Source organism: Pseudomonas neuropathica (genome assembly GCF_015461835.1).
In the GTDB taxonomy this organism is placed as follows: Bacteria; Pseudomonadota; Gammaproteobacteria; order Pseudomonadales; family Pseudomonadaceae; genus Aquipseudomonas; species Aquipseudomonas neuropathica.
Genome location: NZ_JACOPX010000006.1, coordinates 274,327 through 297,890 on the forward strand (window position 1 = coordinate 274,327; position 23,564 = coordinate 297,890).

General features: G+C 60.4%; 21 protein-coding genes. 12 read left to right on the forward strand and 9 right to left on the reverse strand.

The features are described 5' to 3' along the window. Positions 1 to 13 precede the first annotated feature (13 nt). The 3 genes from H8F23_RS10665 to H8F23_RS10675 all read right to left on the reverse strand — a co-directional run bounded on the left by H8F23_RS10665 (position 14) and on the right by H8F23_RS10675 (position 2,883). Positions 14 to 1,720, reverse strand: coding sequence for a ShlB/FhaC/HecB family hemolysin secretion/activation protein (locus H8F23_RS10665; protein ID WP_194934346.1), 1,707 nt, complete (start codon positions 1,718 to 1,720; stop codon positions 14 to 16). A 155-nt stretch (positions 1,721 to 1,875) separates the two neighbouring features. Next, the gene (locus H8F23_RS10670) at positions 1,876 to 2,286 is read right to left on the reverse strand and encodes a lipocalin-like domain-containing protein (protein ID WP_095050056.1); all 411 of its coding nucleotides are present in this window, start codon (positions 2,284 to 2,286) and stop codon (positions 1,876 to 1,878) included. Between the two features lie 48 nt (positions 2,287 to 2,334). Next, positions 2,335 to 2,883, reverse strand: coding sequence for a hypothetical protein (locus H8F23_RS10675; protein ID WP_194934347.1), 549 nt, complete (start codon positions 2,881 to 2,883; stop codon positions 2,335 to 2,337). A gap of 334 nt (positions 2,884 to 3,217) precedes the next feature. Between H8F23_RS10675 and H8F23_RS10680 the strand changes: the two genes are divergently transcribed. From H8F23_RS10680 to argE, 6 genes are all read left to right on the forward strand, one after another. Further along, positions 3,218 to 4,036 carry an alpha/beta fold hydrolase gene (locus H8F23_RS10680; protein ID WP_093437554.1) on the forward strand — a complete coding sequence of 273 codons (819 nt, stop codon included), beginning with the start codon at positions 3,218 to 3,220 and terminating at the stop codon, positions 4,034 to 4,036. Between the two features lie 63 nt (positions 4,037 to 4,099). Further along, on the forward strand, positions 4,100 to 4,366 hold the full coding sequence (locus H8F23_RS10685) for a FecR/PupR family sigma factor regulator (protein WP_194934348.1): 267 nt from the start codon (positions 4,100 to 4,102) through the stop codon (positions 4,364 to 4,366). Positions 4,367 to 4,572: 206 nt separating this feature from the next. After that, complete coding sequence (locus tag H8F23_RS10690) at positions 4,573 to 5,892, forward strand: flavin-containing monooxygenase (RefSeq protein ID WP_194934349.1); 1,320 nt, start codon at positions 4,573 to 4,575, stop codon at positions 5,890 to 5,892. 59 nt (positions 5,893 to 5,951) lie between these two features. Further along, entirely contained in the window at positions 5,952 to 6,368 is a 417-nt protein-coding gene (locus H8F23_RS10695; protein ID WP_127926852.1) for a RidA family protein, read from the forward strand. A 120-nt stretch (positions 6,369 to 6,488) separates the two neighbouring features. Further along, the gene (locus H8F23_RS10700; RefSeq protein WP_095120361.1) at positions 6,489 to 7,166 is read left to right on the forward strand and encodes a DUF1028 domain-containing protein; all 678 of its coding nucleotides are present in this window, start codon (positions 6,489 to 6,491) and stop codon (positions 7,164 to 7,166) included. Beyond that, positions 7,163 to 8,311, forward strand: coding sequence for an acetylornithine deacetylase (argE, locus tag H8F23_RS10705; protein WP_194934350.1), 1,149 nt, complete (start codon positions 7,163 to 7,165; stop codon positions 8,309 to 8,311). The genes H8F23_RS10700 and argE overlap by 4 nt, the downstream gene beginning before the upstream one ends. Positions 8,312 to 8,329: 18 nt before the next feature. Here the strand turns inward: argE and H8F23_RS10710 are convergent, their stop codons facing one another. Beyond that, entirely contained in the window at positions 8,330 to 9,241 is a 912-nt protein-coding gene (locus H8F23_RS10710; RefSeq protein WP_194934351.1) for a LysR family transcriptional regulator, read from the reverse strand. Between the two features lie 235 nt (positions 9,242 to 9,476). Between H8F23_RS10710 and H8F23_RS10715 the strand changes: the two genes are divergently transcribed. Together H8F23_RS10715 and H8F23_RS10720 are read left to right on the forward strand one after the other, a co-directional pair. After that, complete coding sequence (locus H8F23_RS10715; RefSeq protein WP_194934352.1) at positions 9,477 to 10,892, forward strand: purine-cytosine permease family protein; 1,416 nt, start codon at positions 9,477 to 9,479, stop codon at positions 10,890 to 10,892. Positions 10,893 to 10,992: 100 nt separating this feature from the next. Then, positions 10,993 to 11,616 (forward strand): glutathione S-transferase family protein, encoded by a 624-nt coding sequence (locus H8F23_RS10720; RefSeq protein ID WP_194934353.1) that lies wholly within the window; start codon positions 10,993 to 10,995, stop codon positions 11,614 to 11,616. Between the two features lie 52 nt (positions 11,617 to 11,668). Here H8F23_RS10720 and ptrR read toward each other — a convergent pair whose 3' ends face one another. After that, positions 11,669 to 12,547, reverse strand: coding sequence for a putrescine utilization regulator PtrR (gene ptrR, locus H8F23_RS10725; protein ID WP_026000443.1), 879 nt, complete (start codon positions 12,545 to 12,547; stop codon positions 11,669 to 11,671). A gap of 103 nt (positions 12,548 to 12,650) precedes the next feature. Between ptrR and H8F23_RS10730 the strand changes: the two genes are divergently transcribed. Beyond that, positions 12,651 to 14,042, forward strand: a complete 1,392-nt coding sequence (locus tag H8F23_RS10730; RefSeq protein ID WP_194934354.1) for an aldehyde dehydrogenase family protein — start codon at positions 12,651 to 12,653, stop codon at positions 14,040 to 14,042. 248 nt (positions 14,043 to 14,290) lie between these two features. Here H8F23_RS10730 and H8F23_RS10735 read toward each other — a convergent pair whose 3' ends face one another. Together H8F23_RS10735 and H8F23_RS10740 are read right to left on the reverse strand one after the other, a co-directional pair. Then, entirely contained in the window at positions 14,291 to 15,835 is a 1,545-nt protein-coding gene (locus H8F23_RS10735) for an MFS transporter (protein ID WP_194934355.1), read from the reverse strand. Positions 15,836 to 15,966: 131 nt separating this feature from the next. Continuing rightward, positions 15,967 to 16,797, reverse strand: coding sequence for an oxidoreductase (locus tag H8F23_RS10740; RefSeq protein ID WP_194934356.1), 831 nt, complete (start codon positions 16,795 to 16,797; stop codon positions 15,967 to 15,969). A gap of 130 nt (positions 16,798 to 16,927) precedes the next feature. Between H8F23_RS10740 and H8F23_RS10745 the strand changes: the two genes are divergently transcribed. After that, positions 16,928 to 17,818, forward strand: a complete 891-nt coding sequence (locus tag H8F23_RS10745) for a LysR family transcriptional regulator (RefSeq protein ID WP_194934357.1) — start codon at positions 16,928 to 16,930, stop codon at positions 17,816 to 17,818. A gap of 4 nt (positions 17,819 to 17,822) precedes the next feature. Here H8F23_RS10745 and H8F23_RS10750 read toward each other — a convergent pair whose 3' ends face one another. Continuing rightward, positions 17,823 to 18,989, reverse strand: coding sequence for a DUF1624 domain-containing protein (locus H8F23_RS10750; RefSeq protein WP_194934358.1), 1,167 nt, complete (start codon positions 18,987 to 18,989; stop codon positions 17,823 to 17,825). Positions 18,990 to 19,206: 217 nt separating this feature from the next. Between H8F23_RS10750 and H8F23_RS10755 the strand changes: the two genes are divergently transcribed. Next, complete coding sequence (locus H8F23_RS10755; RefSeq protein ID WP_038367946.1) at positions 19,207 to 19,803, forward strand: paraquat-inducible protein A; 597 nt, start codon at positions 19,207 to 19,209, stop codon at positions 19,801 to 19,803. Continuing rightward, complete coding sequence (locus H8F23_RS10760) at positions 19,800 to 20,486, forward strand: paraquat-inducible protein A (RefSeq protein WP_194934359.1); 687 nt, start codon at positions 19,800 to 19,802, stop codon at positions 20,484 to 20,486. The genes H8F23_RS10755 and H8F23_RS10760 overlap by 4 nt, the downstream gene beginning before the upstream one ends. Here the strand turns inward: H8F23_RS10760 and ydiJ are convergent. Next, entirely contained in the window at positions 20,419 to 23,445 is a 3,027-nt protein-coding gene (gene ydiJ / locus H8F23_RS10765; RefSeq protein ID WP_194934360.1) for a D-2-hydroxyglutarate dehydrogenase YdiJ, read from the reverse strand. The genes H8F23_RS10760 and ydiJ overlap by 68 nt on opposite strands. Positions 23,446 to 23,564 lie beyond the last annotated feature (119 nt).

Sequence of the window (23,564 nt, forward strand, 5' to 3'; positions counted from 1 at the left end):
GGGGCGGGCGGTATTAGAGGAAGAAATCCAGGCGGAAATAGATCGGTGCTTCACGCTCGGTCAGCGCGTCCGGCCGTTCCAGGGAATGGGCAAAGGTCACGCTGGCGGCGACGTGCTGACCACGGGCAAACAGGTCCAGCGAGTTGCTCGACATGCGCCCGTGCTGATCGCCGTTGTAGCGACCGTTCTGGATCACACCCTGGTCGTAACCGAGGCTGGTGCCGTATTCGGAGAACACCGGTTGCAGCCATTCGATGGTTACCGGACGCGACCAACGCAAATCGTTGCGCCAGTAACCACCGCTGTCGCCGGACAGCGACTGATCCTTGTAACCACGGATCGACGACGAGCCGCCAAGGCTGGTGCGTTGCGGGCTGAACAACACGTCCTCGCTGCGCTGGCCGGTCATCAGGCTGCTGAAGCTGAACGACTCGCCCCACAACTTGAACGGCTGCAAGTAGCTCAGGGTGGCGGTGTATTTGCGGTAGCGCGCATTCGGCTCACCCGGTCCCGGATCATGGCTGCCTTGAGCGTCGAAGGCGCCAATGCCTTCTTGCATACCCGCGTCAAAGTTGACGAAGGCACTGCCGACACGGCGACCGTGGTTGAAGCCGAACTGCGCTTCGCTGATGCGGTTGCTGCTGAGCTTGAGTTTGCTGTCTTCGATGAAGTTGTTGGTGCGCAGATACGACAGACCCGCGCTGAGCGAGGTCTTGCTGACGGCGTCGCGATGGATCACCCGCTCGGCGCGCAACTGATGGTTTTCGCTGTCGCCGGTCTGTTTGAAGTTGTAGAGGTTGGCGGCGATCTGCGAGCGGTACTCGCTCTGGCTGTAGGTGTAGCTGAAGGTCCACCAGCCCCACGGCAAGCTGTAATTGAGCATGGCGTTGTTGGAGGTGTGCTGGTGATCAGTCATCGCATCGTGACCGCCGCGCAGGCTCAACTGATCCGCCAGGCCGAGCGGACTGTCCCAGTCAAACGTGGTGCCCCACTGCTGCTCTCCGGTGCTGCGCTGGCCGTCGTTGTTGCGCGACAGCCCGACTCGCCATGGTTTCTGCGGCGTGTTGGTGACCAGCACTTCACTGCCACCGACGTTCTGGCCGGGCGCCAGCTCCATTTTTGCCTGGTTCGAAGGCAGACGATTGAGCTGATCGACCATCTGCTCGATCTCGCGCAGGTTGACCAGTTCACCGGTTTTGCCGGGAAAGGTCATGGCCAGTTCGCGCTCCGAGAGCTGACTGTTTTCCGCGCCCTTCATGCCTTCGAGCTTGCCTTCGACCACCAGCACTTGCAGGTGCCCGGTGGACAGATCCTGCTGCGGCAAGTAGGCGCGGCTGGTCACCAAGCCTTTCTCGATGTAGTGATCGGTGATGACTTTGAGCAGCTCGTTGAGCTGCGGCACGCCCAGGCATTCGCCGATATAGGGTTTGAGCAGGCGGGTCTTGTCACCCGCGGAGAGGCTGTCGGCACCTTTGAGCTCGATGTCTTTGATCGGGAAACAGCGGGTGTCGGTGGGGGCTGCCGGTTGCGCAGGTTTGGCGTCCTTGCCGGGCAGATCCTTGAGTTCCTCAAGGCGTCGCTGCTGCTCTTCGAGCAGGCGGTTCTGGCGGTCACGGATAAGGTCGGTGTCACCGGGAGTCGGAGCGGCGACGGCAATCTGAAGTGGAGACAGGCACAGCAAAGCTACGCACAACCTCGCCACGAGGGCGGGTGAGGACATGTTCGATCCCTCGATACGAAAGTGACATCAAAATAGTGGCGCGATATTAGATGGCCATCATTTTGACGTCAAACTATCGTTTAAACCTTTTGTCGGGTTTGTATCAAGAATTGAACAAACGGGGCCGTTGCAGCCCCGCGATGCTTTTGACTGGCTTACCCGCGAATACGGTGCTCATCAAAGGCATAATCTTCCTGGCAATCCGCCGAAGGACCTTTCTCCACATTGACGTAATGCACCGTGTCAGCATCAGTAAGCTTGTAGGTGTAAACATCAGGCGCAGCGACGCCATTGGTTCTCAGCACACTCTTGCCATTGGTAGCTGTCCAGGTGCCATGCTCGGTTTGCACCTTCTGTGTCTGCTTGGCGTCGCGGAAAAAGGTGATGGAGAAAGTACCGTCGGCGTTGAACTGGTTTTTCCAGGACATGAACTGGCATTTGCCGTTTTCGTCGCGCTGACCTTTCCATGAACCGACCAGCGATGGGTCAACGACCGGCTTATTAGTGGCGCAGCCAGACAATGTGGCGGCCAGAATGATAAGTGCCAGGGAGAGATTCCGTTTCACAGGGTATTTCCTTTTTTTCGATAAATTCAGTGCGCTGTGCGTGCCGACTCAACTCTTTACGAGCGTGCGCTGCCGGGGCTGAGTAACGTCATAAACATGCTGTTCGCAATGCTCACCGCTGAACTGGAACTCCACCTGGTAGACCTTGCCACGCTCGGGAGTGAAAACAGTGGTCAGCGGCCCGCAGGTATAAATACCTCCCGTAACCCGGCTGTTCGAATACCCCGAAATTTCAAAGGGCTTGTCGGCATCCGCTTGTGCCTCCACTTGTGGGAAGCGCTTGACCGTGGCGCTGTTGGCCACTTCATTGAGCTTGGCGATCCAGCCGAAAACATGGCCCCGACCTGAATCGACGACGGTGCCAAGCACCTCCATGCGACGGTCAGGGTCATCCGCACGCCGGATGGAAAACTCCACCGGATGGGTGCCACCCGTGGCCTTCATGATGATCTTGGCGTGCTGGTCATCCGTGGCAACGGTGTTCTGGCCCAACTGAACACCGTCTTTGAGCAGGCTCGGGGAGGAATCCCGAACAGTGGAATGGCAGCCTACAAGCGTGAAAATCACAGCCAGAGGCAGTAATGCGCGTTTATTCACGGACGAAGTTTCTCGATTAAGGACGGGCGCCAAGAATGACATCAAAATAGCGGCGCGATATTAGTTGGCCATCATTTTGACGTCAAACCTTTGTTCGTCAGTGCTCAACACCCAGTCGCGTCGCGGCCCTGCAAACTTTTGCGTTTCACGTAAATGTACTCCCTCGAATCAGTGGGCAGCTGTGCGGCTCAGGGTTGCACCATACAACTCTATCGCCGATCGACGGCTGAACTGCACAAAACCAGCACCTGCATACAAGTAGCCGGAGCGCTTTGCGTTGATAGTGAATGTCGCCATTTCGGCATCACTCGCGAACCCTGACGCAGGAGTTTCCATGAGCACCTTCACCACGCAAGACGGTACCGAGATTTACTACAAGGATTGGGGCAGCGGTAAACCTGTGCTGTTCAGCCACGGCTGGCCGCTGGATGCCGACATGTGGGAATACCAGATGGAATACCTGAGCAGCCGTGGCTATCGCACCATTGCCTTTGATCGTCGCGGTTTCGGCCGTTCCGATCAGCCGTGGACCGGTTACGACTACGACACCTTCGCCGATGACATCGCGCAACTGATCAATCATCTGGACCTGCGCGATGTGACGCTGGTGGGCTTCTCGATGGGCGGCGGCGATGTCAGCCGTTACATCGCCCGTCATGGCAGCGAGCGCGTTGCCGGTCTGGTGTTGTTGGGCGCAGTGACACCGCTGTTCGGCAAGAAAGCCGACTTCCCGCAAGGCGTCGATACTTCAGTGTTTGACGGCATCAAGGCCGGCCTGCTGCAGGATCGTGCGCAGTTCATCGCCGACTTCGCCGCGCCGTTCTACGGCACCAACCAAGGCCAGAAAGTCTCCGACGGCGTGCTCACGCAAACGCTGAATATCGCCCTGCTTGCCTCGCTCAAAGGCACCGTGGATTGCGTCACGGCGTTCTCGGAAACCGACTTCCGCCCGGACATGGCCAAGATCGACGTGCCGACGCTGGTGATTCATGGCGACGGCGACCAGATCGTGCCGTTCGAAACCACCGGCAAACAGGCTGCAGCACAAATCAAAGGCGCCGAGTTGAAGGTCTACGCAGGAGCGCCACACGGCTTTGCGGTGACACATGCGCAGGCCTTGAATGAGGATTTGCTAGCGTTTCTCAAACGCTGAAAATTCGGCATTAAAAAAGTCCGTCGGCATCGGCTTGACGGACTTTTTTGTTACCCTCGTTCCATGACCCCTTCCGACCTCAACGCAATGGACGAAGACATCTCTGTGCAAGCCGCCGATTGGTGCATGCGTCTGCACGATGACAATTGTCCGCCGGCTGTCCGCCAGGATTTCCAGCGCTGGATACAGCGCGACTCGCGCCACGCTTTCGAATACGCAAAAATGCTCGAAATCTGGGATCTCAGCGGCCAACTGCCGGATGAGCCCGAGACAGCGAAAAAACTCCTGACCGGTGACACACTGGCGCACAAAGGCTCGCGCGAAATATAGGGGCTACGCTCGCCCCTCTCCTCCCGCTCCAACAGCTAAAAGTTGCGTATTCAAAGGCTTTCGCCCCTCTGCATCAGAATTTTATCTTCACATCCCAGCTTAATAATATTTTACCGATATCCCCCCTCTCCCTAGTCTGACCTCAAGCAAAACGGACAAGCCAACAGCGGCCCGAATCCCACTGCCTTGCTAGGAAGGATGTAGAGATGACCCCTGAAATAATAAAAACAGACACGCTGATCGTGGGTGCCGGCCAAGCGGGCGTGGCGATGAGCGAGCACCTGAGCAAACTCGGTGTGCCGCACCTGGTGCTGGAGCGCAATCGCATTGCCGAACGCTGGCGCACCGGGCGCTGGGACTCGCTGGTTGCCAACGGCCCGGCATGGCACGACCGCTTTCCGGGTCTGGAATTCGATGATGTCGACCCCGACGGTTTCGCCCCGAAAGAACGTGTAGCTGACTACTTCGAAGCTTACGCAAAGAAATTCAATGCGCCGATCCGTACCGGCGTGGAAGTGAAAAGCGTGGTGCGCAATGTCGGTCGCCCGGGTTTCACTGTTGAGACCTCCGAAGGCGTGATCGAAGCCAGCCGCGTAGTCGCCGCGACCGGGCCGTTTCAGAAACCGGTGATCCCGGCGATTGCCCCGCAAGACGAACGCCTGTTGCAGATCCACTCCGCAGATTATCGCAACCCGCAGCAATTGCCGGCAGGCGCAGTGCTGGTGGTCGGTGCCGGTTCTTCCGGCGTGCAGATCGCCGATGAGCTGCAACGTTCCGGCAAGCAGGTTTACCTCTCCGTTGGCGCCCATGACCGCCCGCCCCGCGCTTACCGCAACCGCGATTTCTGCTGGTGGCTCGGCGTGCTCGGCGAGTGGGATCAAGCGGCGATGAAACCCGGCCGCGAGCACGTAACCATCGCGGTCAGCGGTGCCCATGGCGGGCGCACCATCGATTTCCGTGGTCTGGCCCATCGCGGCATGACCCTGGTCGGCGTTACCGAATCGTTCAATAACGGCGTGGTGACCTTCAAGCAGGATCTGCTCGGCAACCTCAATCGCGGCGACGAAAACTACCTGGCGCTGCTGGATGCCGCCGATGCCTACATCGAGCGCAACGGGCTGGATCTGCCGGAAGAACCGGAAGCGCGCGAAACCTATCCCGACCCTGAGTGCGTGAAAAGTCCGCTGGCCGATCTGGATCTGGCCAAGGCTGGCGTCACCGCGATCATCTGGGCCACCGGGTTCGCCGTGGATTACTCGTGGCTGCAAGTCGCGGCGTTCGATGACAAGGGCAAGCCTGTGCATCAGCGCGGCGTGTCGAGTGAGCCGGGGGTGTATTTCCTCGGTCTGCCGTGGCAGTCGCGCCGGGGTTCGTCGTTTATCTGGGGCGTGTGGCACGACGCCAAGCATGTCGCCGATCACATCGCCACCCAGCGCAAGTATCTGGACTATCGCGATGCCGAGCAGCGTGAAGCCGCATTGCACTCGGGTACCCACAGCAAAGCCGCCGATACCGTCGACGCTTGATATCCCTCTTTCGCTCCGGTGCCGATTGCGCCGGGGCAAGCCTTCTTCAGGAGCTGCACATGAGCAAGCCTACCCACACTCGCATCCGCATGTTCAACACCAAAGACACCTACCCGAACCAGACACTGGACAACGACTTGTGCCAGGCCGTGCGTGCCGGCAACACCGTGTATGTCCGTGGTCAAGTCGGCACCGATTTCGACGGCAATCTGATCGGCCTTGGCGATCCGCGCGCGCAGGCTGAACAAGCGATGCGCAACGTCAAGCAACTGCTCGAAGAAGCCGGCAGCGACATGAGCCATATCGTCAAGACCACCACCTACCTGATCGATCCGCGTTATCGCGAGGCGGTGTATGGCGAAGTCGGCAAGTGGCTTAAAGGCGTGTTCCCGATCTCCACCGGACTGGTGGTGTCGGCGTTGGGGCAGCCGCAGTGGTTGATGGAGATTGATGTGATTGCGGTGATTCCTGAGTAAGTCAGGAAACCGAGTTGTGGCCATCGCGAGCAGGCGAAGGCCTACATTTGAAATGCGTTCCCCTGTAGGAGTGAGCCTGCTCGCGATGAGGCCAGTCCAGACACACAAGGAGTTCATTAGATGACCTTTTCAATCACAGCCCGCTGCGCCGAAACCGGCCAGTTCGGTGTCGCCATCAGTTCCTCCAGCATCGCCGTCGGCGCCCGTTGCCCGTGGCTGCTGCCGGGTGTTGGCGCGGTGTCGAGCCAGAACATCACCCTGCCGTCTCTCGGCCCGGAAGTCCTCGCGCTGATGGAGCAAGGTCTGGCGCCGGACGATGCACTGGACAAAGTCCTCACGCGCAACGGCTACAGCCAGTACCGCCAGATCACCGCGATCAACCACCTCGGCCAGACCGCACATTTCAGCGGTGCGCAAACCCTCGGCGTGCACAACGCCGTCACTGGCGAACAGTGCGTTGCCGCCGGCAACATGCTCGCCGGGCGTTCGGTGATCGAAGCCATGGTCAGCGCCTTCGAGGATGGCGAAGGCCAACTCGCTGATCGTTTGCTCAAGGCCCTGCACGCTGCACAAGCGCTCGGTGGCGAAGCCGGCCCGGTGCATTCGGCCGCTGTCGTGGTGGTCGGCGAGCAGACCTGGCCGATCGTCAACCTGCGCGTGGATTGGGCCGATGAAGACCCGATCGGCCAGCTGCAAAAACTCTGGAACGCTTACGAGCCGCAACTTCAGGACTACATCGACCGCGCCCTCGATCCGGCCAAGGCACCGGGTTATGGCGTGGCCGGTGATGACCGATGAACAGCGTCGGGTTGCTCAAGACGTTGGTGGGTTTCGACACCACCAGCCGTGAATCCAACTTGCAACTGATCGAATTCGTCCGCGATTACCTCGAAGGTTTCGACGTGCCGTGCGCGCTGATCTACAACGACGAGCGCAGCAAAGCCAACCTGTTCGCCACGATCGGCCCGGTGGATCAACCGGGCATTGTGCTGTCCGGGCACACCGATGTAGTGCCGGTCGATGGCCAGCCGTGGACGCTGCCGCCGTTCGAACTGACCGAGCGCGACGGCAAAGTGTTCGGGCGTGGCACGGCGGACATGAAGGGTTATATCGCCTGCGTGCTCGCCCTGGTGCCGTCACTGGTTAAAACGCCGCTGCGCATGCCGGTGCACATTGCCTTGTCCTATGACGAAGAAGTCGGCTGCCTCGGCGTGCGTTCGTTGCTCAAGGTTTTGCAGCAACGCCCGATCAAACCGTTGCTGTGCATCATCGGCGAACCGACCGAACTGAAACCGGTGCTCGGCCACAAGGGCAAACTGGCGATGCGCTGCGATGTCCAGGGCCATCCTTGCCATTCGGCCTATGCGCCGCTCGGGGTCAACGCGATTGAATACGCCGCCGAACTGATCGGCGAACTGGGCCGTCTCGGTCAGCAACTGAAAGCGCCGGAGCATCACGATGCGCGCTTCGATCCGCCCTACAGCACGGTGCAGACCGGTGTGATCAGCGGCGGCAAGGCCTTGAACATCGTCCCGGCCGATTGCCGTTTCGATTTCGAGATCCGCGCCCTGCCCTCACAGGATCCGGCGCTGGTTGCCGAAGCATTGAAAGACTACGCCGAGCGCGAAGTGCTGCCGCGCATGCGTGCGGTCAGTGCGCAAAGCGATATCCGCTTCAGCGCCTTGTCGGCGTATCCGGGGCTGGCCACTGATGCGCAAAGTCAGGCCGCCGAGTTGATTTCGGCTTTTTGCGGCTCGAAGGATTTCGGCACTGTGGCGTTCGGTACTGAAGGCGGTCTGTTTGATGCGGTGGGCATTCCCACCGTGGTCTGCGGCCCCGGCAGCATGGATCAGGGTCACAAGCCCGATGAGTTTGTCAGCCTCGATCAGTTGCAGGCGTGCGATGGAATGCTCCAGCGCATGCTGGCGTTTATCAGCCTCTGACCAACGGCTCGACCGCCCTCACGAGTGCAGTCGGGCCAACTCTTCGCGACAATGATCGACAAACAACTGCGCCGGTTTGGTCAGTTGCACCCGGCGCAGCCAGGCCGCCGACAATCCCGAACCGGTGACGTTTTCCGCCAGCGGCACGCACACGACTTGCTGGCCGTCGTAGGTGTAGTCGCTGAACGGTTTGGTCACCAGAATCGAAAAGCCGAAACCATTGCCGACCATGCCGCGCACCATCTCGATCGACGGTGAGCTGAAGACGATGTTCGGCGTCAGCCCGCGCTCTTCGAAGATGCTCACGAAATAGGTTCGGCTCGGCACCACGTCGAGCAGGATCATCGGTTCCAGCACCAGATCAGCCAGCGAGACCTTTGCCTGTTGCGCAAAGCGGTGGCTGGCCGGCAGCAACGCATAAGGCTGTTGCGGTGGCATCAGCGGTGCGGTTTCGATGGTGCTGTCCAGGTCGTGTTCGAACATCACGGCCACGTCGATGCTGCCGGCGGTCAGCGCCTGCACCAGTTCCTGCTGTTCGCCATCACGAATACGGATTTCCACCCCCGGCCAACGCGCCTTGAAGCCGGCAATCAGGCGCGGCAGGTACAGTGGTGCGACGGTTTCGAAACAGCCGATATCGATCTGCCCCGCGACCACGTCGTTGTCGGCCAAAGCGTTCTGCTCGAACTCATGGGCGACCCGCAGCAACTCCAGCGCCTTGCGATAAAAGCGCGAGCCACTCGGCGTCAGGGAAACCCCTTGGGCGTGATGGCGGATGAACAACTGCACGCCGAAGCTTTCTTCCAGATGCTTGATCGCGGTGGAGACCGACGGCTGCGCGATATAGAGCTTGCGCGAGGCCTCGGCAACGCTGCCGCAGTCGGCGGTGGTGACGAAATATTTGAGCTGGCGCAGGTTGTAGGCGGCCATGTGAGTCTCCCGAAGAGCGCGAGTGTTCGCCCTGTTTCCCTGGCGCACGATCAGGTTTGAACATACCGGACGCGCGCACCAGCCGAAGCATATTTTTTTTAAGGTCTGTAGCAACAAACTTACTAATTTATCTATCCCGACGCTTTGCACATGATCACTTCAACAAGAAATGCGCCGCCCGTGCCGGCGCTTGCCGAAGTACGTCCACGTACTCATCCTTGCCTTGGAGTTCGTCATGGCTACCCCTGCAGCATCCTCCGCTCCGCTGATTGAAAAACACACGATAGGATACGTGCCCCCCGAAGATCGCCACGGAAAGGTCAGGGATCTGTTCACGCTCTGGTTCGGCGGCAACATCGCGCCGTTGCCCATCGTCACTGGTGCACTGGGCGTGCAGTTGTTTCATTTGAATCTGGTGTGGGGCATCGTCGCGATTCTCGTCGGCCATCTGGTCGGCGGCGTGCTGATGGCGCTGCACTCGGCACAAGGCCCGCAGATGGGCATCCCGCAGATGATCCAGAGCCGTGCGCAATTCGGCTCTCTCGGCGCGCTGTTGGTGGTGTTGATTGCCGGCGTCATGTACATCGGTTTCTTCGCTTCCAACATTGTGCTGGCCGGCAAGTCGCTGCACGGTGTGGTCGACAGCGTTCCGGTACCGGTCGGCATCGTCATCGGTGCGTTCGGCTCGGGGATCATCGGCATCATCGGCTACCGCTTCATCCACGTGCTCAACCGCATCGGCACCTGGGTGTTGGGGATCGGCATCGTTGTCGGCTTCGGCTACATCTTCACCCACATTCAAACCGATGACTTCCTCACCCGTGGCAGCTTCAACCTGTCCGGCTGGCTCGCCACTGTGTCGTTGGCGGCGTTGTGGCAAATCGCGTTTGCGCCGTACGTGTCCGACTATTCGCGTTACTTGCCGGCCGACGTCAAAGTCTCGTCGACGTTCTGGACCACCTATCTGGGTTCGGCGCTCGGTTCGAGTCTGGCGTTTATTTTCGGCGCCGTTGCCGTGCTCGCCACACCTGTAGGCATGGACACCATGGACGCGGTCAAACTCGCCACCGGCTCGATTGGCCCGCTGATGCTGGTGCTGTTTCTGCTCAGCGTGATCAGCCACAACGCTCTCAACCTGTACGGTGCGGTGCTGTCGCTGATCACCCTGGTGCAGACCTTCGCCTACCGCTGGATCCCGACCGCCAAGAGCCGCGCGGTGATCTCGATCATCGTCTTGCTGGCCTGCTGCTTCGCCGCCGTCGGCGCCTCGAAAGATTTCATCGGCCACTTCGTCGACATGGTGCTGGTACTGCTGGTGGTGTTGGTGCCGTGGACCGCGATCAACCTGATCGACTTCTACGCGATCCACAAAGGTCAGTACGACATCCAGTCGATCTTCCAGGTCGACGGCGGCATCTACGGCCGCTACAACCCGCAGGCGTTGCTGGCTTACGCGATCGGCATCGCCGTGCAGATCCCGTTCATGAACACGCCGCTGTACGTCGGCCCGGTGTCGGCGCACATCAATGGCGCGGATCTGTCGTGGCTGGTGGGATTGTTGGTGACCTCGCCGTTGTATTTCTGGCTGGCTAACCGCGACACGTCTTACCGTCGGCGGATGATGGGCGGGAAACTGGCGGGCAGTCTGTGAGATTGATTTGATGAAAAACCAAGGCCCGCTTAGTGCGGGCCTTGTTTATTTCGGTATGGTATTTCTTCAAGCCTGAAGACTCTGAGGATAGGGACATCCAATGCTGCGAATACTCGGTAAAGCTTCATCGATCAACGTGCGCAAAGTGCTGTGGACTTGCGCTGAATTGCACATTCCTTTCGAGCGTGAAGACTGGGGATCGGGGTTCAGATCGACCAACGATGCGGAGTTTCTCGCGCTCAATCCCTGCGCCATGGTGCCGGTGATTCAGGACGGTGATTTCACGTTGTGGGAATCGAATACGATCATTCGTTATCTGGCCGCACGTTATGACGGTTTGCACCTCTATCCGACTGACGCGCAAACCCGGGCGCGGGTGGATCAGTGGATCGACTGGCAAGCGTCGGAGCTGAATCGCTCGTGGTCGTATGCTTTCATGTCGCTGGTACGCCAGTCACCGGATTACCAGGACAGCGCCGCTTTGGCCAATGGCGTCGCGCAGTGGTCGAAAACCATGAGCATCCTTGATCAACAGTTACACAAGACTGGTGCCTACATCAGTGGCGAAGCCTTTTCGCTGGCAGATATACCCGTCGGCCTATCGGTCAATCGCTGGTTCGAAACACCGCTTGCGCATCCGGACTATCCCGCCGTCAGAGCGTATTACGCGCGTCTTGGCCAACGTGAAGGCTTTCGCCAGTACGGCAGAAACGGTACGCCATGACGAAAACCGCTGACTCGGATAACCGAATCAGCGGCTTGACCCAACGTGTCAATTACTCTTCCGCCCGCACCACCCCGCGCTCTTCAAGCAAACGCACAAACATGCTCAGGCTGCGCGACACCGTGCCCCGTCGCCACACCAGCCAAGTGGTCAGATAGCGAAAGTCCGCCGCCAATGGCCAGACGCTGACTGTGGCGCTGCCGGGCATGCTCTGGAGCATTTTGCGCGGCATCAGCGCCAGTCCGGCGCCGGCGCTGACACAGGCGAGCATGCCGTGGTAGGACTCCATTTCGAAGATCTTGCCCGGTACGGCGGCGTCGGTGCTGAACCATTTTTCAAAGTGGTGACGGTAGGAGCAGTTGGAACGGAAGGCATAAATGTTCTCGCCATTCACATCTGCAGCGCGCTTGACGGGCGCGTGATTGAGCGGGGCGATGATGACCATTTCCTCCTCGAATGCCGGCACGCCTTCCAGCGTCGGGTGCAGCACCGGGCCGTCGACAAATGCTGCGGCGAGACGCCCGGACAGCACGCCATCGATCATCGTGCCGGATGGCCCGGTGGACAGGTCCAGATCGACTTTCGGATGCAATTGGTTGTACGCCGCCAGCAACTCGGGAATGCGCACCGCCGCTGTGCTTTCCAGTGAACCCAATGGAAACGCGCCCTGCGGTTCTTCGCCCGCCACCGTTGCGCGCGCCTCCTGAACCAGGTCGAGAATTCGCCGCGCGTATTCAAGAAAACTCCACCCGGCCGGCGACAAACGCAAACGGCTTTTCTCGCGGATAAACAGATCAACACCCAGATCCTGCTCAAGCTGCTTGATCCGCGTGGTCAGGTTCGATGGCACGCGATGGATCTGCGCGGCGGCGGCGCTGATGCTGCCGTGCTCGGCAACGGCTTTGAAGATTTCCAGCTGCACCAGATCCACAGTCATTCTCCAATCGTGAAAGAAACGATCTTTATTATTCAGTTTCCAGAAAACAAACACCACCCTACTCTAGGCCCATCCGACGAACATGCAGGACAAAGCCATGAGCCAGATTTCCAGCCAGACCCACGCCATCTCGATCAACCCCGCCACCGGCGAGCAGATCGGTCACTACGCGTTTGAATCCGCGCAAGCGCTCGACGCCGCACTGACCCGCGCCACTTATGGCTTCGGCAAATGGAAGCGCAAGCCGTTGCAGGATCGCTCGCGTTTGTTGACCGCCCTCGCCGGTGCGCTGCGCGAAACCAGCGAAGCCATGGCCACCATGATCACTCAGGAAATGGGCAAGCCGATCGCCCAGGCCCGTGGCGAAATCGAGAAATGCGCCAAGCTCTGCGAGTGGTACGCCGAGAATGGCCCGGCCATGCTCGACGCTGAGCCAACGCAGGTTGAAGGTGGCAAGGCGCGCATCGAGTACCGCCCGCTCGGCCCGATTCTCGCGGTCATGCCGTGGAACTTCCCGATCTGGCAAGTACTGCGCGGTGCCGTTCCGGCGCTGATCGCCGGCAACACTTACGTGCTCAAACATGCGCCGAACGTGATGGGCAGCGCCTATCTGTTGCGCGACGCCTTTACCCGCGCCGGTTTCGCCGATGGCGTGTTTGAAGTGATCAACGTCACCCCGGAAGGCGTTTCCACCGCGATCGCCGATCCGCGCATTGCCGCTGTGACCCTGACCGGCAGCGTGCGTGCCGGTATGGCCATTGGTGCTCAGGCCGGTGCCGCGTTGAAAAAATGCGTGCTGGAACTGGGCGGTTCCGATCCATTTATCGTGCTCAACGACGCCGATCTGGATGAAGCCGTGCAAGCCGCGGTCATCGGTCGTTATCAGAACTCCGGTCAGGTCTGCGCGGCGGCCAAGCGGCTGATCATCGAAGAAGGTGTGGTCGAAGAATTCACCCGCAAGTTCGTCGAAGCCACGCGCAAGTTGAAGGTCGGCGATCCATTGTCCGCCGAGACCTACATCGGGCCGATGGCGCGTTTCGACCTGCGCGACGAACTCGACCAGCAAGTGCGCGACACCCTGGAAGAAGGCGCGACATTGTTGCTCGGTGGCGGCAAGTCCGAAGGCCCGGGCAACTACTACGAGCCGACCGTGCTGGCCGATGTCACCGACCGCATGACCTCGTTCAAACAGGAACTGTTCGGCCCGGTCGCCTCGATCATCACCGCCCGCGATTGCGCGCATGCCGTGGCCTTGGCCAACGACAGCGAGTTCGGCCTGACCGCAACGATCTACACCGCCAACGTGGCACTGGCCCAGCAACTGACCAGCGAACTGGACACCGGCGGCGTGTTCATCAACGGCTACTCCGCCAGCGACCCGCGCGTGACCTTTGGTGGCGTGAAGAAGAGCGGTTTCGGTCGTGAACTGTCGCACTTCGGCGTGCGCGAGTTCTGCAATGCGCAGACGGTGTGGCTGGATCGCAAATAATCCAGACACCGAACCCCCTGTAGGAGTGAGCCTGCTCGCGATGAGGCCGGCCCAGTCAACATCTCCATTGTCTGACTCACCGCTATCGCGAGCAGGCTCACTCCCACAGGGATTCGCAGACAGATTGAAAATAGTTGGCTTGGCACAATCCAAAGTGGGAGCGAGCTTGCTCGCGAAGAGGCAATCTCAGTCAACACATTGGTTGCTGACACACCGCTTTCGCGAGCAGGCTCACTCCCACAGTGGATTTATGCGGCAGCCTGTTGTGGCTCGGCGACGTTGCGATCCTTGCTCAACAGCCCCAGCACCACCGCCGCCGATGCGAGGGTGATGACCGTCAGGATGTGCAGCAGATACTGAAACGCCGCCGCATAACCTTGCACCAAACGTTCATTGGCCAGACCTGGCACGGTGTTGATCGCATGCGCCATATCGCCGGTGGTCACCCGGTGCGCGGTCTCGGCGATCAGCGACGCCTCGGCGCTACCCGCCACCACGTGCACGGCACTCGACAGATCAGCGTGCAGCAATGACGCCAGCACTGCCGCGACAATCGCCAGAGCAATCCCCTCACCCGCCACGCGCACGGTACTGAAGATGCCCGCCGCCATGCCGGCGCGCTCTTTCGGCACGACACTGACTGACAAACCATCCATCAGCCCCCACGGTAAACCGGCGCCCATGCCGATCAGCAGCATCGGCAACACCAGCGCAAATTTCGCGTCACCGACGTTGTACAGGCTCAGCCAATGCAAGCCCACAGCGGCCATCAGAAATCCGGCACCGGACAAGATGCCGGCGGAAACGAAGCGCGCCAGCGAAGCGGCCAGCATCGGTACCACCAACATCGGTGCCGACAACGCCAGCAACAGCAGACCGGCGTCGATCTCGCTCAAGCCCTCAACGCCGATGAAGCGCAGCGGCAACATCACCACCAGCACGATGTAGCAGAAACAGGTGCCGATCGGCAGCATCTGCACGCCAATGAATCGCGGATAACGAAACAGCGTCAGATCCAGCATCGGCCGTTCGACACGCATCTCGACGATCACGAAAACGGCCAGCAGCACCGCCGAAGCGCACAACAAACCGAGCACAAGTGGACTGTCCCAACCACTGTCTGGCGCCTGGATAAGGCCAAACGTAAACAGCGCCAGCATTGCGCTGAACAGCAGCGTGCCCGGCCAGTCCAGCCCTTTGGCATGCGGGTCGCGGGTTTCACGCATGCGCAGCACACCGAAAACCAGCGCAATGATTCCAATCAACGCGGTAAAGACAAAAATCGCCCGCCAGTTGAAGGTCTCGATCAACGCGCCGGCCACCAGCGGACCGAAAGCCAGACCAATGCCGAACGTAGTGCCGAGCACGCTGTACGCCCGGGTCCGGGCATGACCTTCGAATTCTTGCGCCAGCGCCGCCGAGCCGCTGGCCAGCGCCGCCGCTCCCGCCACTCCTTGAACCGCGCGCAGCGCATCCAGCCAGAACACCGAAGGCGCCAGACTCTGCGCGATCGAGGTGACGGTAAACAGCAGCATGCCGAAGGTAAACAGGCGTTTGCGTCCGTACACGTCAGCCAATGCGCCGGCGGCCATCAGCAAACTGCCGAACGACAACATGAACGCGTTGGTGATCCAGGTCAGCGCCACCGGACTGCCGCCCAGATCGCGGCCAATGGCCGGCGTCGCCACCGCGCCGCCGGTAAAACTTAACGGCAGAACCAGCGCCGAGAGGCACACGGCCGCCAGTATGAGCAACTTGTCGCGCGTTCCGTGCGGCGGAGTCATAGCGTTCATCATTCCATCCCTTGAGCAATCACAATGCTGCATAACGCAGCGAATAAGGCGCGAAAATCGCAGAAAATGCCACTTGAGTTTGCAGTCGATAAAAAGGAGAGCGAGCAGCCCCGCTCTCACAGCGCTGGCGCTCAGTGGCTGAAATCAGTGGACAGCGCCAGTGCACGCCACTGTTCCAGCTCCTGCGCCACCAGACGATTCTTCGCTTCAATCCGCGCAACCGTGTCACTGCCCAGCGCCAGGCGCAGCGGCGGATTTGGCGCATTGACCAGCGCCAGCATCGCCTCGGCCAACTTCAACGGATCACCCGGTTGCGCATGGTTGGCCGCCTCGGCGAATGTGCGCATCTTGCCGACGGTTTCGTCGTAATCCGCTAGCTCAAGGCGGGTTTTGATCAGCGATTGCTCATCAAGAAAATCAGTACGGAAGAAGCCCGGCTCGACCACCGTGGCGTGAATGCCCAATGGTGCCAGCTCCTGATGCAGCGCTTCGGTGATGCCCTCGACGGCGAACTTGGTCGAGCCGTAAACGCCCCAGCCCATATACGCCTGATAGCCGCCGATCGACGAGATGTTGATCACCCGGCCACGGCGTTGCGCCCGCATAGGCGGCAACACTGCACGGGTGACATTAAGCAGGCCGAACACGTTGGTGGCGAACAGGCGCTCGGTCTCGCTGGCACTGGTTTCTTCCACCGCGCCGAGTACGCCAAATCCGGCGTTGTTGATCAGCACATCGATACGGCCAAAACGCTTGATGCCTTCGGCAACCGCTTGGTGCGCTTGCTCCTCACGGGTGACGTCGAGACGCACCGCCAGCAGGTTCGGATGATCGCCGAGGCGGTCGGTGATGTCTTGCGGGTTGCGCGCGGTAGCGATGACCGCGTCACCGGCACGCAAGGCCTGTTCAGCGATGAGGATGCCAAAACCACGGGAAGCGCCAGTAATGAACCAGGTACGCATATCAACTCCTCCGGTCTGCAAGCCCGGCAACGGTGCCGGGTCTTGTTAATGAGTTGATGCGACTTTAAGGCCGTGCTACTGATGCGATAATCCCAACAAATTTGCATGACTTTGTGAAAGGCATTCACAGATGAAATCACCTTCGGCGGCAGATCTGTCCGTGTTCCTGTGCACCGCGCAGCACTTGAATTTCAGCAAAGCGGCCATCGAACTGGGCCTCACGCCCTCCGCTTTGAGCCATTCGGTAAAGGCTCTGGAAAACCGCCTCGGCGTGCGCCTGTTCAATCGCACCACCCGCAGCGTGGCGTTGACCGAGGCTGGCGAGCGTCTGTATGCGCGGCTGAAACCGGCGTTTCGCGACATCGACGATGCCTTGGAAGACCTCAACCATTTCCGCGATAAACCCTCGGGCAACCTGCGCATCACCTGCGGGCGGCAAGCCTGCGAACTGGTGTTGTTGCCAATTGCCAGCGAGTTTTTACAGGTGTACCCGGATATTCGTCTGGAAGTGGTCGAGAGCGATGCACTGCTGGATATCGTCGCCAATGGGTTCGATGCCGGCGTGCGCTTCGGCGATCGCCTCGAAGCCGATATGGTGTCGTTGCCGATCGGCCCGACAATGCGCTCGGTGGTGGTCGGCTCACCCGCGTTTTTCCAACGCCATGCGGCACCGCAAAAACCTGCGGACCTGCACGGTTTGCCGTGTATCCGCCACCGCTTCCCAAGCGGCTCGCTGTATCGCTGGGAACTCGAACGTGGTGGCGTCGCCCAGGAAATAGAAGTCAACGGGCCGCTGACCCTCGGCGATGTCAGCCTGATGGTCGGGCCCGCACTGCAGGGACTGGGCCTGGCTTATGTGTTCGAAGACATGGTCAGCGAACACCTCGCCAGCGGGCGGCTGGTGCAAGTGCTGGCAGACTGGTGCCCGTACTATCCGGGTCTGCACCTTTACTACCCGAGCCGGCGTCATGTGCCGGCTCCGCTCAAAGCGTTTATCGACTTTGTGCGCAACCGGCATTAGGCGTTTACAGATACTTCAGCCAGGCGATGTCGCGGCGCCGGGCCTTCAATGCCGAGAACCAACGCACGGCCGGGAACAGCGCAAGCGCCAGCATCACCGACGCCAGCCAGATCGCTGCCACCGAGGAAAAGCCGAAATAGCTGCCCTGATTCAGCCCGAACAGGGTCACACCGATCAGGTACAACACCTTCAACGCGTACAGGTGCAGCAGATAGAAAAACATCGGCGCCGAACCGAACACCGTCAGCCAGCGTATCCAGCGCCGATCCTGTAAACGCTCGAACGCCAATAGCAGCAACAGCCCGGCACTCACAGTCAGCGCGATAAACAACAACGACGGCGGGTACTTGGTGATGTTGAAAAAACTCATCAGGGTTTGCACCGACGTGTCACCCACGGCCCATGATTTCTCGCCATAGCCGTTGATCAGCCGCAGCCCGACAAAACCCAGCAGCCCCGCGCTACCCGCGATCAGCAAGCGCTGTTGACGAAACCCCGCTTCAACGCCTCGGGCAAACCACGGCCCCAGCGCGTAACCCAGACCGATCACACCGATCCACGGCAACAACGGATAGGAAGTGCGCAGGCGCAGGTTTTCGCTGACTTCGATCCAGCCGCGATCATGCAAAATCGCCCATGGCACGTGCAGGGCCGACTCCACTGGAAAATGCACCGCGTCGAGCAGGTTGTGTCCGGCGATGATCGTCAGGCTCAACGTCAGCAACAGCCAGCGCGGCAGCCAGACCAGCAGAGACAAGGCGATCATGCTCAAACCGATCGCCCAGATCACTTGCAGATAAATCACGCTCGGCGGCAGCTGAAACGTCCAGGCGAAGTTCACCAGCGTGAACTCCAGTACCACCAGAAACAGGCCGCGCTTGAACAGAAAAGCACTGACATCGGCCTTGCCCGCGTACTTTTCACCGAACAACCACGCCGACAATCCCGTCAGCAGCACGAACACCGGCGCACACAGATGCGCAAGGCTACGACTGAAAAACAGCGCAGGCTCGGTGCTGGCAATGTCCATCGGATCGGCGACCTGGCGATGCAGCAAAAAGGTTTCACGCACGTGGTCCAGCAACATGAACAGAATGACCAGCCCTCGAAGGGCATCAATGGACAGCAGCCGGCCAGTCAAAGGGGCAGAACGGGGAAGCACAATCGTCATAAGCGTTTCGCAATCGAAGGGATAACAACGGGCGCCGACAAGGACTGCCCTGAAAAATTCGCGTTACCTTATAACACTAAAAAGCAAATTCCCACGCCCAATCGATAGCAATTCTCAGAAAACCGCAACCGATCACGCCGTCCCAGGTTGCCCTCCCGCCTCAGGCTTCTATAGTGATCAAGTCCCTGCCCTTGCGGCCTGTTGTCGAGCGTTGTCCATGGTCAACACCGAACACCTGATCATTTGCGAGCACTGCGACTGCGTGTACGAAAAAGCCGTGCTGGCCAAACACCAGAAAACCTCGTGCGTGCGTTGTGGCGGCGTGCTCCAGCGTTTCAACGGTTTGACCGTCGAACAGCGCCTGGCCCTGACCTTCACGGCGGCGATGCTGTGGCTGTTCGCCAACTTCTATCCGGTGATGAGCATCAGCCTCAAAGGCCTGAAAAACAGCGCGACGCTATGGGATTCGGTGCTGGCGCTGAGTCAGGGGCCGATCACGTTCATGGCGATGGTCGCGGCGATTTCGATCATCATTGCCCCGGCGTTTCAACTGGTGCTGCTGGTCTGGGTGCTGAGCTTCGCGTTGTCCTCCCGACGCGCGCCGGGCTTCAAGCTGTGCATGCGCTGGCTGGAAACCCTGCGGCCGTGGAGCATGCTCGAAGTATGCCTGCTGGGGGCGATGGTGGCAGTGTTCAAACTGGCCGGATTGCTCGACGTGTTGCCCGGTATCGGCCTGTTCGCGCTGGCCGTGCTGAGCTTGATGATGATCAGGATTGCCGGCCGCGACATCCGCGACCTCTGGGACATTCTATGAAACGGCCACCGACTGCCAGCGAACTCAATCTGTGCCTGTGCCACAGCTGCGGACTGGCTTGCGACATGACCGACGAGCCGCACGAGTGCCCGCGTTGCGATGCGCCACTGCACCGGCGCAAGACCAACTCGCTGACCCGAACTTGGGCCTACATGCTCGCGGCGCTGGCGTTTTACGTGCCGGCCAACCTGCTGCCGGTGATGAACACCACCATGCTCGGCAGCGGCGCCGACAGCACGATCATGAGCGGCGTGCTGGAGTTCTGGGAGCACGGCGCGTGGGACATCGCCCTGATCATTTTCATCGCCAGTATTGCCGTGCCGGGAGTCAAATTTGTGGCCCTGACGTTGCTGCTGATGACCGTGCAACGCGACAGCGCCTGGGCGCGCAAGGAGCGTTCGAAGCTGTACCGCTTCGTCGAGCTGATCGGCTATTGGTCAATGCTTGACGTGCTGGTGGTGGCGCTGGTCGCCGCACTAGTGAAGTTCCAGGCGCTGGGCGATATCGAGCCACGACCGGGCATTCTGTTTTTCGGCCTGGTCGTGGTGTTTACCATGCTCGCGGCGATGAGTTTCGATCCGCGCCTGATCTGGGACAAAGACAGCGACGGTGACCTCAACGACGCTGAACCTCAAGCAGCACCTGCAACGGATGACGCATTGCCAAATCCGACTGGCGCTTGACCTGACTGCGGCAGGAATAACCGGTCGCCAGTGCTTCGCCCTGCTCCGCCGGCGCGTCGACCTGACGGGCCCACGACTGCTCGTAGATCACCGCTGAAGTTTCACGATTGCGCGCCTCGTGGCCATACGTGCCGGACATGCCGCAGCAACCGGTGGCTTGCGTGGCCAGCTTCAATCCTGCACGTTCAAACACCTGTTCCCACTGGAGAGTCGCGGCCGGGGCGTTGGTTTTCTCGGTGCAATGGGCGAGCAGTCGGAACGAGGCGGTTTTATCCTGCGGCGCCTGCTCCGGCATCACCTTGAGCAACCACTCCTGCACCAGCGCCACTTCCGGGCATTGCTCCATGCCCGGCACTTTCAGGTATTCCTGGCGATACACCAGCGTCATCGCCGGATCGAGGCCCAGCAACGGCACGCCGACATCGGCCAATTCCCGCAGCTGGCGGGCATTGCGCAGCGCCGCGCGGTTAAACGCCGAGAGGAAGCCCTGCACGTGAAGTGGCTTGCCGTTGGCGCTGAACGGCGCGAGATACACCTGATAACCCAGGCGTGAAATCAGCTCCACCAGATCGGCCAACAGCGGCGCTTCGAAGTAGCGCGTGAAGGCGTCCTGCACGATGACCACACTGCGCTCGCGTTGCGCCGGGGTCAGCGCCGCCAAGGTCGACACCGTCGCCGGTTGCACCTGCCAACGGCGCATCGCCGCATGGAAGTCAAAACGACTGAGCAACGGCACGTCGATCATGCCGCCGACCCGTTCCAGCAGACGACGAACCCACGCAGCGCCCATCAACCCGTTGTACAGCGCCGGAATCCGCGCCATGTACGGGATGCTGTATTCCAGCGAGGCGATCAGATAATCCCGCGCCGGGCGCAGATAACGGCTGTGATACAGCTCGAGAAAGCGCGAACGAAACTCCGGCACATTGACCTTCACCGGGCACTGCCCTGCACAGGATTTGCACGCCAGGCAACCGGCCATGGCGTCGTAGACTTCGTGGGAAAAGTCTTCGGCCTGCGCACGGCTGTTGCGCCAGCGCTGCCACAACGTGCTGAAAAACGCTGGCTTGCGAATCGCATCCGACAACACATCGACGCCCGCCTCGCCCTGCAATCGCAGCCACTCGCGGATCAACGAGGCGCGCCCCTTGGGCGATTGCGCACGCTCACGGGTGGCTTTCCACGACGGGCACATCGCATCGTCGGGGTCGAAGTTGTAGCAGGCGCCGTTGCCGTTGCAGTGCATGGCCGCGCCGTAGCTCTGCCAGACTTTTTCGTCAATCTGCCGATCCAGTTCACCGCGCAAAGTCACTTCGTCGATTTTCAGCAGCGCAGCGCCAGTGTTGGCCGGGGTGGCGATTTTGCCGGGGTTGAACTGATTGCACGGGTCGAACGCGGCCTTCAAGGCTTGCAGCGCGGGGTAGAGTTCACCGAAGAAGGCCGGCGCATATTCCGAGCGCAAGCCTTTGCCGTGCTCACCCCACAACAGGCCACCGTAACGCTGGGTCAGCGCGGCGACGCCATCGGAGACCGGGCGCACCAGCGCCGCTTGCTGCGGATCTTTCATGTCGAGGATCGGCCGCACGTGCAGCACGCCTGCATCGACGTGACCGAACATGCCGTATTGCAAACCGTGGCTGTCGAGCAGGTCGCGCAATTCAGCGATGTACTCGGCCAAGTGCTGCGGCGGTACCGCGGTGTCTTCCACAAACGGCTGCGGCCGCGCTTCACCGGCAACGTTGCCGAGCAGGCCTACCGCGCGTTTGCGCATGCCGTAGACCTTGTTTACCGCAGCGTGCCCGACCGCCAGCGTGTGGCCCAAACGCTCGACTGTGCGGTCGCTGCTCAAGTGCTCGACGAACGCCTCGACCCGGCGTTGCAGCTCTTCGGGATCGTCGCCGCAGAACTCCACCAGGTTGATGCCCAGGGTCGGCCGCTCGGCGCTTTCCGGGAAATACTCGGCGACGCCGTGCCAGACGATGTCCTGCATCGCCAGCAGCAAGACTTTCGAGTCAACGGTTTCGATCGACAACGGTTTGAGCGCCATCAAGGCGCGGGCGTCGCGCAGTGCGTCCATGAACCCGGCGTAGCGGATGTTCACCAGCATCGTGTGTTTGGGAATCGGCAGTACGTTCAGCCGCGCTTCGACGACAAACCCCAGCGAGCCTTCGGCACCGCAGAGCACGCTGTTGAGGTTGAAACGGTTGTCCGCCTCACGCAGGTGTGCGAGGTCATAACCGGTCAGGCAACGGTTAAGATCGGGGAAACGCTGTTTGATCAGCTCGCCCTGCTCATCAATGATTTGCCGCGCACAACGGTAGACTTCACCGACGCGATCTTCGCGGGCGCACAGGGCTTCGAGTTCGCTTTCCTCAAGAGGCAGACCGTGAAGACGCTCACCGCCGCGCAAGATCATGTCGAGTTCGAGCACATGGTCGCGGGTCTTGCCATAGGTGCAACTGCCCTGACCACTGGCATCGGTGTTGATCATGCCGCCGACGGTGGCGCGGTTGGAGGTCGACAGTTCCGGGGCAAAAAACAGCCCGGCGGATTTCAGCGCGGCGTTGAGCTGATCCTTGACCACCCCGGCCTGCACCCGCACCCAGCGCTCTTCAACGTTGATTTCCAGAATGCGGTTCATGTGCCGCGACAGGTCGACGACGATACCGTCCGTCAGCGATTGGCCGTTGGTGCCGGTGCCGCCACCGCGCGGGGTGATCACCACTTGTTGATAGGCCGGTTCGGCGATCAGCCGCGCCACACGGGCCACGTCATCAGCGTCCAGCGGAAACACCGCCGCTTGCGGCAGGCGCTGATAGATCGAGTTGTCGGTCGCCAGCACTACACGGCTGGCGTAATCGGCGCTGATTTCACCGCGAAAGCCGCTGGCTTTCAGGGCTTTGAGGAACTGCTGGTAATCGCTGGTCAGGGCTTTGGCGGGGGACAGCTGGGCAATCATCGGTCGGTTATCTCGGTCAAATCGGGCCGCGTGGCGGTGAACAGTTGTACGCAACGAATGATTGCGTCAGGCTCCGCCATCTCATGGTGCCCATGTTCATTGCTGGTGAACGCCGGGAC